Annotated in this window: 11 protein-coding genes; 2 read left to right on the top strand and 9 right to left on the bottom strand. The window is 50.3% G+C overall.

From position 1 onward, the window contains the following. Window positions 1-29: 29 nt before the first annotated feature. The 8 genes from alaS to NX720_RS22585 form a co-directional block, all read right to left on the bottom strand. Window positions 30-2,651, bottom strand: coding sequence for an alanine--tRNA ligase (gene alaS, locus NX720_RS22620; RefSeq protein ID WP_262597710.1), 2,622 nt, complete (start codon window positions 2,649-2,651; stop codon window positions 30-32). 259 nt (window positions 2,652-2,910) lie between these two features. Beyond that, window positions 2,911-3,519, bottom strand: coding sequence for a tRNA-uridine aminocarboxypropyltransferase (locus tag NX720_RS22615; RefSeq protein WP_262597708.1), 609 nt, complete (start codon window positions 3,517-3,519; stop codon window positions 2,911-2,913). 25 nt (window positions 3,520-3,544) lie between these two features. Then, window positions 3,545-4,000 carry a regulatory protein RecX gene (locus tag NX720_RS22610; RefSeq protein ID WP_262597706.1) on the bottom strand — a complete coding sequence of 152 codons (456 nt, stop codon included), beginning with the start codon at window positions 3,998-4,000 and terminating at the stop codon, window positions 3,545-3,547. Further along, window positions 4,000-5,043 (bottom strand): recombinase RecA, encoded by a 1,044-nt coding sequence (gene recA, locus NX720_RS22605; protein WP_262597704.1) that lies wholly within the window; start codon window positions 5,041-5,043, stop codon window positions 4,000-4,002. The genes NX720_RS22610 and recA overlap by 1 nt, the downstream gene beginning before the upstream one ends. 121 nt (window positions 5,044-5,164) lie before the next feature. Next, window positions 5,165-5,647 carry a CinA family protein gene (locus tag NX720_RS22600; RefSeq protein WP_262597702.1) on the bottom strand — a complete coding sequence of 161 codons (483 nt, stop codon included), beginning with the start codon at window positions 5,645-5,647 and terminating at the stop codon, window positions 5,165-5,167. Between the two features lie 191 nt (window positions 5,648-5,838). Next, complete coding sequence (locus NX720_RS22595; protein ID WP_262597700.1) at window positions 5,839-9,135, bottom strand: hybrid sensor histidine kinase/response regulator; 3,297 nt, start codon at window positions 9,133-9,135, stop codon at window positions 5,839-5,841. 313 nt (window positions 9,136-9,448) lie between these two features. Then, window positions 9,449-9,670, bottom strand: a complete 222-nt coding sequence (locus NX720_RS22590; protein WP_262597699.1) for a putative signal transducing protein — start codon at window positions 9,668-9,670, stop codon at window positions 9,449-9,451. 12 nt (window positions 9,671-9,682) lie between these two features. Further along, window positions 9,683-10,249, bottom strand: a complete 567-nt coding sequence (locus NX720_RS22585; RefSeq protein WP_262597697.1) for a tetratricopeptide repeat protein — start codon at window positions 10,247-10,249, stop codon at window positions 9,683-9,685. A gap of 254 nt (window positions 10,250-10,503) precedes the next feature. Between NX720_RS22585 and NX720_RS22580 the strand changes: the two genes are divergently transcribed. Beyond that, on the top strand, window positions 10,504-11,649 hold the full coding sequence (locus tag NX720_RS22580) for a 1-acyl-sn-glycerol-3-phosphate acyltransferase (RefSeq protein WP_262597695.1): 1,146 nt from the start codon (window positions 10,504-10,506) through the stop codon (window positions 11,647-11,649). A gap of 5 nt (window positions 11,650-11,654) precedes the next feature. Next, window positions 11,655-11,987, top strand: a complete 333-nt coding sequence (locus NX720_RS22575; protein ID WP_262597693.1) for an NGG1p interacting factor NIF3 — start codon at window positions 11,655-11,657, stop codon at window positions 11,985-11,987. On the opposite strand, the gene NX720_RS22570 is transcribed toward NX720_RS22575, so the two are convergent. Then, window positions 11,953-12,522, bottom strand: a complete 570-nt coding sequence (locus NX720_RS22570; RefSeq protein ID WP_262597691.1) for an NUDIX hydrolase — start codon at window positions 12,520-12,522, stop codon at window positions 11,953-11,955. The genes NX720_RS22575 and NX720_RS22570 overlap by 35 nt on opposite strands. Window positions 12,523-12,531 lie beyond the last annotated feature (9 nt).

Raw genomic sequence — 12,531 nt, 5'->3', positions numbered from 1 at the left:
CCTACTGAAGCAGGGGCCTGGTATTCCAGTTACAGTTTCGCAGTCAGCCAGCCTGAAATGGATTCCAGAGCGGCTTGCAGATTTTCAGGTTGAGAACCACCACCCTGAGCGAAATCAGGTCGGCCACCACCTTTGCCACCGACCTGTTCTGCCACCATTTTCAACAGGTCACCAGCTTTTACCTTGCCGGTCAGATCCTTGGTGACACCAGCGGCCAGAGGAAATTTACCTTCTGCCGGTACGGCCAGGAAAACGATACCAGAACCCAGCTTATTCTTAAGCTGGTCAACCATATCCCGCAGGGATTTCGGGTCAACGCCCTCCAGTGCCGTAGCCAGCACCTTCACGCCATTCACTTCTACAGCCTTGCTTAACAGGTCTGCACTGCCAGCAGACGCCAGCTTCTGCTTGAGCTGCTGCATCTCTTTTTCCAGCTTGCGGTTCTGTTCCAGCAGCCCTTTAACCTTATCCAGAATATTGTCCTGAGAACCTTTCACCAGCGCAGCCACTGACTTCAGGGTATCTTCCAGGCTTTCCTGACGAACATCGGCATTTTGCCCGGTGACAGCCTCAATACGACGCACGCCCGCCGCAATGCCCGATTCGGCCAGAATACGGATGGAACCGATGTCACCTGTGCGAACAACGTGGGTACCACCGCACAGCTCTACAGAGAAGTTGCCGGAACCCATGGACAATACGCGCACTTCATCGCCGTATTTCTCACCAAACAGTGCCATGGCACCTTTGGCCTGAGCCGCTTCCATACCCAGCAGCTCAGTGGTGACTTCGGTATTGGCGCGAATCTGATCGTTCACCATACGCTCAATAGCGCGCAGTTCTTCTGGTTTTACCGCTTCAAAATGGGAGAAGTCAAAGCGCAGGCGTTCCGGGTCAACCAAAGAGCCTTTCTGGGCCACATGATCACCCAGAACCTTACGCAGCGCTGCGTGCAGCAGGTGGGTAGCGGAGTGGTTCAAAGCGGTGGCATGGCGTTTCTCAGCGTTTACTTCCGCTTCCACCCTGTCACCGACTTTCAACTCACCCGATAAAATCCGGGCAATATGCAGATGACTGTCGCCCTGTTTGAGAGTATCCAGCACCTTGATGGAACCGCCTGCAAACGTGAGGCTACCGGTATCCCCCACCTGACCACCGGACTCCGCGTAAAATGGCGTCGCTTCCAGAACAACCGTGGCTTTCTGGCCTTCAGAAACAGACCCGACTGCCTGCCCTTCGACAAACAGAGCTTTTACCGCTGAACCACCCTGCAGGGACTGGTAACCGGTAAATTCGGTCACACCGTCAACGGTCAGCTGCTCGTTATAGTCCATACCAAACTTACTGGCGGCACGGGCGCGCTCACGCTGGGCTTCCAGTGCCTGCTCGAAACCTTCGGTGTCTACCGTCAGTTCACGTTCACGGGCGATATCTTCAGTCAGGTCAACCGGGAAACCGTAAGTATCATAGAGCGTGAAGACCACTTCACCCGGAATCACAGTGCCTTCCAGAGTAGACAGCTTGTCTTCCAGCAGGCGCATGCCTTTGTCCAGAGTCTTGGTAAACTGCTCCTCTTCCTGCAACAGAATGCGTTCGATCTGAGCCTGGTTGTTTTTCAGTTCCGGGTAAGCGTCGCCCATCTCGCACACCAGGGAGCCCACCAGCTTGTAGAAGAACGTTTCGGTTGCGCCCAGCTTGTGGCCATGACGGCAGGCACGACGAATAATACGGCGCAGAGTGTAACCACGACTTTCGTTAGATGGCATCACGCCGTCAGAGATCAGGAAAGCACTGGAACGAATGTGGTCAGCAATAACCCTCAGGGAGCCAATCGTTGTATCAACGCCACCCAGTACTTTGGAAGCATCGCTCAGCAAGTTCTGGAAGATATCAATATCGTAGTTGCTATGGCCGCCCTGCAGAATGGTGGAAATGCGCTCCAGCCCCATACCGGTATCGACAGACGGTTTGGGCAGAGGGTCCATGGTTCCGTCAGCCTGACGGTTGTACTGCATAAAGACGATGTTCCAGATTTCAATGAAACGATCACCATCTTCTTCCGGCGTGCCCGGACGACCACCCCAGATTTGATCACCATGGTCGTAGAACACTTCAGTACATGGACCACACGGGCCAGTGTCGCCCATTTGCCAGAAGTTATCTGATGCGTAAGGCGCACCTTTGTTGTCACCGATGCGAATGATATTTTCAGCCGGTACGCCCACTTCATTCAGCCAGATGTTATAGGCTTCATCGTCAGCTTCATAAACGGTGACACACAGCTTTTCAGCAGGCAGGTTCAAGGTGCCGGTGAGGAAATCCCAGGCGTACCGGATGGCATCCTGCTTAAAGTAGTCACCGAAGCTGAAGTTACCCAGCATTTCAAAAAAGGTGTGGTGACGAGCGGTGTAACCAACGTTTTCCAGGTCATTGTGTTTACCACCGGCACGAACACATTTCTGGGAAGTAGTCGCCCGGCTGTAAGCCCTGTTTTCACGTCCAAGAAATACATCCTTGAACTGATTCATCCCGGCATTGGTGAACAGCAGGGTTGGATCATCGTGAGGCACCAGCGAACTGCTTGGCACAATTTCATGCCCTTTTTCCTTAAAGAAGTTAAGGAAGGCAGATCGTATCTCAGAGCTTTTCATACAGGTCTTCCGTCAGGGAGTTTCAAATAGCAATAATAAACCGGACATTATATAGAAGCAGACGGTAGAATCAGCAGGAAATATCAGTCTATGGATGTATTTTCTTTAAAGCCCCCTATAAATACGCACCTAGGGGCGCAGCATTCAATGTCTTACCGGGCTTTTGGCGGTTGGCTATTAGCTGCTCAGACAGCCAACCACCAAAAGCTAATAGCCAACAGCGGTATATTCTAACCTTCCGCTCCCCTTAGGGCCGCTCTCAATCAGAGAGTTTTCCAGTCAACTGAAGCTGTCGGTAATGATGGCAAAAGTCAGACACTGATTGTTGAAAGCTGCGGCAAGCTTCGGGCATACCGGCATTTTTCAGGATTTCCGCTGCCACTTCTGCGGTACAAAGGTGACCCGCCTGCTGATTCCTGCGCAAACTATAACCCGATGCCGGCACATTCTTCAGAGACATCAGAGGCAAAGTGTGCAGATAAGAGCTTTGTCGGTACATTTTCCGCGCCTGCTGCCAGGTCGCATCCAACAGAATAAACAGCTTGCCTGAGGGCGTTGCTTTTTCTTCAGTGACTTTTTGCTGATTAACCGCCTGCTGATAAATAGCGTAAGCCTCGGGCATCAACAAAAACGGTTGCCAATGCGGATCATCAAGCAATGCCAGCAACGCTTCTGAAGGCTCAACCCGGCTCCAGTTCACCACCAGTGTGTCCGGGAGCAGCGCCCTGACCAGTTTTCCGGTATTACTGACTTTGGCAAATTCCAGCGGATGGGTTAACAGGCAAAATCGATGCTGGCAACTAAGCACTGGCAACGATGAGCAAAAACAGCTGGACGATTCAAAACCACAGCGGGAACAACGGGACATGTAACAACTCTCAAATCAACTCGCTTTACCCCAGGCAGGCATTGATATGACTGGGCAAAAAGCCTCTTTGCGCCAGAAAGCGATAGACCTTCATACGATCTTTTGGTGAAAGCTTTCTTTGCTCACCGACTTTTTTAATTTTTAACCGGCTCGCTTCAGAAAACCATTGATCATCATCGTCAAACAGATAATTCGAAAACAGGCTTTGTGAAACGCCTTTCTGTATTAATTCATTACGGATACGTGCCGGACCATAGCCTTTATTGCTGCGAGAATAGACCCAGGCTTCGGTAAAACGTTCATCACTCTGCAAACCTTCATCAACCAGCTTTTGCAAAGCCTTTTCGATCAGCTCAGAAGGGAAGCGTTTTTTTAGCTTATAAAACAGCTCGGCGTAGCTGTGTTCGCGCCGGGCCAGCAAATCCATGGCTGCCCGGCGAACATCCTGCTCTGTCAACGCCTGTTCAGAGAGTTCCTGCATTATTCTGCTAACAGTGGTTCCTTACCCGCTTTTTCTGAATCTTCTTTCTCGGGAGTGGTATTCAGCAGTTCAGCCCGAATCTGAGCCTCAATTTCATCCGCAATTTCCGGATTTTCTGTCAGGTATTTGCAGGCGTTCGCTTTACCCTGACCAATCTTGGTGCCTTTATAGGCATACCAGGCTCCGGATTTTTCAACCAGCTTCAACTTCACACCCAGATCAATCACCTCGCCCATATGGTAAATGCCATGACCATAGAGAATCTGGAATTCCGCCTGTTTGAACGGAGGTGAAACCTTGTTTTTAACGACCTTGACCCGGGTCTCATTACCAATGATCTCATCGCCCTGTTTCACGGCACCGGTACGGCGAATATCCAGTCGCACAGAAGAGTAGAATTTCAGAGCATTACCACCGGTCGTGGTTTCCGGATTGCCAAACATCACACCAATCTTCATACGAATCTGGTTAATGAAGATCACCATGCAGTTAGTCTGCTTGATGGAGCCGGTCAGTTTCCGGAGAGCCTGGGACATCAGGCGCGCCTGCAGACCTACATGAGAATCACCCATATCGCCTTCGATCTCAGCTTTTGGCACCAGCGCCGCCACCGAGTCTACAACAATGACATCAACCGCTCCGGAACGAACCAGCATGTCGGTAATTTCCAGAGCCTGTTCACCGGTATCAGGCTGGGATACGTACAGGTCTTCAACATTAACACCCAGTTTACCGGCATACTGAGGATCAAGGGCGTGTTCGGCGTCGATAAAAGCACAGGTGGCGCCCTGCTTCTGGGCTTCAGCAATAGCACTCAGAGTCAGGGTTGTTTTACCAGAGGATTCTGGCCCGTAAATTTCAATAATCCGGCCTTTGGGCAAACCACCGATACCCAGTGCGATATCCAGCTGCAGAGAGCCTGTGGAAATGGCGGGAATGGCTTCCTGCTTCTGGTCACCCATTCGCATGACAGCACCTTTACCAAATTGGCGGTCAATCTGACTCAGAGCCGCTGCCAGTGCTTTCTTTCTGTTCTCATCCATTATCTGATCGATCCTCAGTGCTTGCCTGCGCAGGGCATGGCGAATATAAACGCTACACATACTGTATATTTAAACACTATATGTATATTTGTCCAGTATATTTATTGATTTAAGTCGCGGGTTATTGCAAAAGCCTGATCAGCCCGGACAGGGCAACCTCTACAGACTGCTCTCGCACCTGCTGCCGGTCACCTGCAAACCGGAAGGCTTCGGAAAAGGTTTTTTCCCGACAATACCATGCGATATGAACAGTGCCTACCGGTTTATCCCGGGTTCCCCCTCCAGGACCAGCAATACCGCTGATAGCAATGCTGACAGGAACATCCAGATTCATGGCAACACCACGCGCCATTTGTTCAACAACAGGCTGGCTGACCGCACCGTATGTATCTAATAGCTCCCGGGGAACATCAAGAAGCCGGTGCTTCATGGCATTGGAATAACTGACCACTGCCCCTTCAAACCAGCCGGAGCTGCCCGGAATAGCCGTCAATACCTGGCTGACCCAGCCTCCGGTACAGGATTCGGCAGTCGCCATTACCAATGACTGTTTGTCTAACTCAAGCGACAGTTGCAGAGCAAGATCGGATAATTTGTCAGTCACTACAACCTCCTGAGTTCTGTTGCGAAAGACAGTTATACTATGCCAGCTGTGGAGATAACAGAAGCTGTTTGGCTTTTGGCTTTTGGCTTTTGGCTATTGGCTATTGGCTATTGGCTATTGGCTATTGGCTGCTGGCTGTTGGCTGTTGGCTGTTGGCTGTTGGCTATTGGCTAACAGCTAACAGCCAACAGCTAACAGCCAACAGCTAAATTCAACTTATTAACCAGGCATTCCAGCTGCTCAAGATCCATGGCTTCACACAACTGCACAATATATTGACTCAACTCGTCAAAATCCGGACTTTCACCAAACGGCTTAACCCGCTCCTGCAGGGATTCCAGGTCCCCCATTTCAACGGCTTCACGAATGCACTGGGTAAACAACTCTCGTTTATCGCTGTTCAGTTTTGCAATCAACTCATCAAGATCAGTAGACAACACCTGTTTACTGCGAGTCAGTTTAAACTCAATTCCCAGCTGCCTTTCAATCAGTTCATACAACTCTGCGGCATCAAAAGGTTTACCAATAAAGCCATCAAAGCCTTTCATAAGCAGCCCTGAGCGAGCCTCCTGGCTGACACTGGCAGTGACCGCCAGCACCTTTATACGACGCCCATGGGGTCGTTGCCTGATACGACGCAATGCCTCAACACCGTCCAGTACTGGCATGCGAATATCCATAAGCACCATAACGAAGTCATTCTGATCAAGCGCTTCAAGTGCTTCGACACCATTGCAGGCCTGCTGCACCGAAAACCCCGGAATCTTCAGCAAACACGCCAGCATGTCACGATTACTTTCGACATCGTCCACCACCAGAATTGACTGTCCCTTCCAGCTTTCCGGCAGCTCTGGACAGTAGGAATCACGATGCACCCGGTAACGGCCCTGAAGTTCTTCAACATTTCCAACTTCCAGAGGAATAGAAAATTCAAAACAACTGCCTTTACCCACTTCACTGGATACGGTCAATTCTCCCCCCATAGCCGCAACCAGATGCCGACTGATTGCCAGTCCCAGCCCGGTTCCTCCTGCCATATATTCGGATTTCAACTGCCTGAAAGGTTCAAATACCCGCTGCAAACCTGATTCATCAATACCAATCCCTGTGTCCTTTACGGCAAAGTGCAAGCGTTCACCGTTCTTTTGAACCAGCATCCTGATCCAGCCCGACTTCGTATATTTCACTCCGTTACTCATCAGATTGATCAAAATCTGTCGTACTTTTATTTCATCTGCCACAATGACTGACGGTAAATCCGATGCAGATTCAATCTTTATGACCAGCCCTTTGCTGTTGGCTTTTTCCAGCAACATATTGCGCACATCAGCTAACATTTCCCGCAAATCCATAGTGACCGGATGCAGCTCAATCTGACTGGATTCTATTTTGGTCAGATCAAGAATGTCGTTTATTAAAGACAACAAATGTCTTCCACTTGATTCAATGGTCCGCAGGCTTTTCTCATGCCCTTCCCGGACTTCCCGATCCTGCAGTAACACTTGCGTGTACCCCAGCACTCCATTGAGCGGCGTCCTGAGTTCGTGGCTCATGTTGGAAAGAAACAAACCTTTGGCACGGTTGGCACGCTCAGCCTGTTCCTTGGCTTCCGTCAATTCACACTCTATACGCTTGCGCTCGGTAATATCCCTGACCACCATAGAAATCAGCAAACCATCATCCGTTTCCAGTGGATTGCTGGTGATATCAACAGGAAAGACCCGCCCTTCCCGATCAATGCCATGGGATTCAAAGCCCGTCAGGCAAAACTGTTCCCAGCTAACAGCACTAAGATCCCCCAGCAAAGGGTGAGCAGAACGGCAATTCAGTGGCGTTAGTAAACACAGAGGCATATTAACCAGCTCTTGCTGCTCAAAACCAAACATCGTTTCAGCCCGGCTATTAATCATACTGATAATGCCATCCGGCGTGGAGATAACCGTCGCATCCGGTGCAGAATCCAGCAAAGCCTTAAATTTACGTGTATCGTTAATGCGTTCGGTAATGTCGTTGGCCATACCTTCTATAGTCGAATAACTGCCTTTAACATCGAACATATCGCTCCAGAAAATTTCCAGACGCCGGTGCCGGCCATCGTTGTGCAGCACCTCCAGTTCAAAGGTAGAAGCATTGCCCGACAATACGCCCCGGAGTTGTTCCTTAAACAGGGTTCGCTGTGCAGCATCGACAATAAAACGATTTAAGGGGCCCAGGAATTCAACGGGTTTATAGCCCAGAATCGATTGAATGGATGGGCTCACATGGATGACTCGCCCCTGTTCATCCAGATTAAAATAAACGTACTGCCCCCTGAGTTTCTGTACCAGGTGCCCGATGTTATTCGCCCGCATGTCATGCAGCGTCTGATCCCGATCAGCCAGTTTCTCCAGCAGCTCCTGAAAACTTTCCGCCAGGCTACCCACTTCATCATCAGACATTTTGGTAATCACCGGGTAGCTCTGTCGGTAGGTGAAATCATCCATCGACTGTTTCAGCTGCGTCAACGGCCTGGTAATACGGTCGGAAACCAGGCAGGCGCAGGTAAAAGTAAGCAGCAGAGAAATCAGCATAACCAAAGCATCCACCTTGGCTTGCTCGCTGACCATGCCAAGAGCTACATCCCGCCGAATATGAGTAATCAGCCACCAGGGACCCGCCCTGATCGGGGCTCCAAAAAACCAGTACTCATGTTCTCGCATGGGAATCCAGGATTTGCGCAGAACCGGCTTACCTTTATCAATAACCTCTGACAAATCATCCCACAAACCCGGAGTCCCGTAGACCTCAAGCGTCTCAAATATCTTATGGTGATGCGACCTTCTCGCCGTTTTGCTGTCAGTGTGCAGATAATTCCCCTGCCGACTGATAATAGAAAACTTCGGTTGCCCCGTATGGGTGTCAATGACCCGAACCCTAAGATCACTGAGACAAACATCCAGCTTTAACACGCCAACTCGTCTGCCAGCTTTATACAAAGGCAGAACATGGCTGATGATTTTTCCACCGTTCTGTAGCGAGGCGGACTCTATCCATATTCCTTTCTGGGTGTCATCCACTCTTGGCCAGGCTTTTACCAGCAGCGGGCCGAAGCTTTCGACACCTTCCACTATCTTTATGGTTTGTCCATAGCGTAATGCCTGAACACCTTCCAGCTGACTGGAACTATGGTCATACCAGACAAGGCCAATGCCTCTTAATAAGGTGTTGCTTTGCAGCGTTTCCAGCAACAAATCTCCGGGAAGCCAATTCAGCCCATCACTGTCAGACCCGATCACACCCGCTACAATGTCAGCCTGCTGCAAAAGATTGACGATGTAAGCGTCAACCTCATTGGCATAGTGCCAGACCTGCTCTGTCAGGCGTTTGGCCACCGTATCCGTTGCATGGCGAATGGATAGATAAAGATGAATGCCAAAAATCAGGTTATAAAGCAGCGTGACAGGAACGACCGTAAAAAATATGATTTTTTTGCGAATTGAGAACAGCACAACTCAACGGTTACGTCATGAGAATTGAACGCTAAGAATAGACCATATTTCTACGGGTAAATCCTTCAAGCCCCTGTCTGCTAGTGGTTGTGCAAACTTGATCCTGCTTTGCCCTGTATAAAAGCCAGCACAGCAACCAAACCACCCACCTCGCCCATTAGCCTTTCCAATATAGAAGTACCCTCCCGGGCATAGGGTAAAGCGACTTCCCAGTGCGGCGCCAACAGCCCCTCTTTTTCTGCCACACATGACTGCCTGGTTTCATTTAGTTGTTTTTCAGGATTAAATTTTAAATCAAGATAGCGTATACAAATTAAAAAACCGGTGTTGCACTAAGATAATCACAGATGAGACGCCTGGCCAATCCCGCATCCAAATCTTCAACATACAGCCCGAGCAAGCCGGTAATGGGCAGTTCACCGATGGCTCCAACCAGGTACTGACCACCAATAAAACAGCGAATATGCTGCTGCTCAAGAAAGTCTTTAAGGCATTGGGCTTCGATGACGTTTTCCGGGCTGTATATTTTGATCATAACCAGGCCGTATCAAGGCTGTTTCAGATAAATAGAGTGTAACTGCTCTACCAGCTCCTTTGCTTTTTCCAACTGGACCGGTGTCAATTTATCCTGCAATGACTGCCGCTGTTTAATGGCTTTGCTGGTCCAGCTCCCCTGTTGTTCAGCACTCAATGCCGTCCACATATAGGCAGCTATCAAGTTCCTGTCGGTTCCCTCGCCCTTCATATAGGCTCGCCCCAGCTCCATCTGAGCTTCAGGATTCATCCCTTCACGCCCTCCGGCCTGCTCAAAGTACCGGAATGACTTGTTAATATCTTTCCCAATGCCGCCAAGACCATCGCGATAAGCCCGCCCTAACCATAACTGAGCCCGAGTGTTACCGTTATCTGCCAGTGGCTGCAACAGTGCTTTCGCCTGGTCAGAGTCCGCATTCTCCTGCCGTTGCAAAAGGTTGAGCCCGACCTCCAGCATCGCTGCCCTATCGACCGATTCAGCCTTCTCCATCAACGGCTGAAAATCTGAACCCAGGCCTGTTACTGAAAACAGCGTCAGACCTGCAAAGACACCACTCTGGCATTTCGTTTTTATAGACATTTTTTATTGACCTTACGGCTCTGCTTACTACGCTGAATTGCGGCCTGAACCATTGGGTGAATAATACGTACAATACCCCGGTAAAGCCACTATCGCCTGACCGGGCTTCAGGCTGGCGCATTACATTACGCCAGTTACATGGCTCCAGATAAACGGCCCCAGTTACAAAGTGGCACACGTTGACTACAGACCAATAAAAAAACAGGCTATATAATCCAACTGAGCCATTAACCTGACCGTAGAATAACGACCTGATGGAACGCTTCGACGAAATAAGACCTTACCACGATGATGAAGTGCGCCAGACACTGGACCGCCTGCTTCAGGATGCCGAGTTACTGCATCTGCTGTCACATCATCAGTTTCCACGCCTCTCCCAGTGGCTGGGTGGCATTATGTACTGGCTGACCGGACAAGGCTTAAGAACCCGCCTGAAAGGGGTCGACAATATTGATGCGTTGCAGAAAATCGTCGAGCCATACCTGTCCGATGTGATCGAGTCCAGCACCAGCCGCATCACCTATTCTGGCATAGAAAATCTGCAACCAGGCACCGCCTATACTTACCTGTCCAACCACCGCGATATAGTGATGGACCCGGCGTTTGTTAATTACGGCGTTTACAAAAACGGGATGAACACCGCTCGAATTGCCATTGGCGACAACCTGTTGCAGCGCCCGTTTGTCAGCGACCTGATGCGCCTCAACAAAAGCTTTATTGTCAAACGCTCCCTGTCGGGTCGCAGGGAAAAACTGAAGGCATACCAGACCCTGTCGGCCTATATTCATCACTCCATTGATAATGGCCATTCTATCTGGATTGCTCAGAGTGAAGGCCGGGCAAAAGACGGTGACGACCGGACCGACAGCGCCATTATCAAAATGTTCCACATGAGCCGGAAAGCGGCTGATACAGCGTTTTCAGAGAGCATTCGCTCTATGAACATTGTGCCAGTGGCTATCTCTTACGAGTACGACCCCTGTGACACGATGAAAGCCAGAGAACTGTACGAAACGGAAAAAAACGGCCATTACACCAAGTCTGAAGGCGAAGACATGGACAGCATCGTCAAAGGCATTAAAGGTCAGAAAGGTCATGTCCATATTGCCTTCGGTAAACCTTTAAAGGATCACTATGAGTCGGCTAACGAAGTAGTGAGTGAAGTAGACCGCCAGATCCATAAAAACTACCAGTTGCAACCCTCCAATCTTTTCGCCTGGGAAGCACTGAAAGACCAGCACGAGGGAGTAACCGTCCCTGGCCTTGAAACCCTGTTTCCCAACGAAGACCTCGACGGCAAACGTAACGCTTTCGAGCAACGACTAGCGACCACTAAGGACCATCACCGGGAGTGGCTGTTAAAAATGTACGCGACACCCGTCTTTAACCGCTATCTTTAACCACTATGCATAAACTGTGTTTCTTCGTACCTGCCTCTCATCTGGAAACTGTAAAAGACGCCGTCTTTAACGCCGGGGCAGGACACCTCGGCGACTATGACCGATGCTGCTGGCAGACACTGGGACAGGGGCAGTTTCGGGGGCTGGCAAACAGTACCCCGTTTCTGGGGACGCCCGGCGAACTGGAGTATGTTGGAGAGTATAAAGTCGAGATCATTTGCCCGGACGAGCAGGTTGAGGCTGCGGTGTCAGCCCTCAGGCAGGCTCACCCCTATGAGGAACCGGCCTTTGAAGTATGGCCCGTCAGACACTTCCCACGTGTCGGGACTGAGTCATAGCACTATTGTAATCAATATCCCCAGTGCGCTGGATAAACTCTCCCTGCCGCCGGTCGGAAAAAAAATATTCCAGCGTCTGGCGGATAGTGGTAAATGCCAGTTCGTCCCAGGGAATATCCTGTTCATCAAACAATTGCACATCAAGGCTTTCCTCACCGGCAGCAAACACGGGTGAATCCATCTCGGCCAGAAAGAAAAGCGACAACTGACCAACATGCAGCACATTAAACAGCGTATAGAGCTGGGTCACTCTGACCTCGGCACCGGCTTCTTCAACCGTTTCCCGAACAGCTCCCTGCTCAATGGTTTCACCCAGTTCCAGAAAGCCTCCGGGCAGGGTCCAGAGCCCTTTACGTGGCTCAATAGCACGTCGGCACAATAGAACTTTGTTGTCGTATACTGGCAGACAACCAGCGACGATTCGGGGGTTTTGATAATGAATCATGCCACATTCTGTACAAACGTACCGCAATCGATTATCGCCTGCCGGTATTTCCTGTCGAACACCGGCACCACAATGGCTGCAATAATTCACATTCCCCCC

The organism is Endozoicomonas euniceicola, from assembly GCF_025562755.1.
In the GTDB taxonomy this organism is placed as follows: Bacteria; Pseudomonadota; Gammaproteobacteria; order Pseudomonadales; family Endozoicomonadaceae; genus Endozoicomonas_A; species Endozoicomonas_A euniceicola.
Note: the sequence above shows the minus strand (reverse complement) of the source record. Positions and strands in the feature narration are given on the sequence as shown.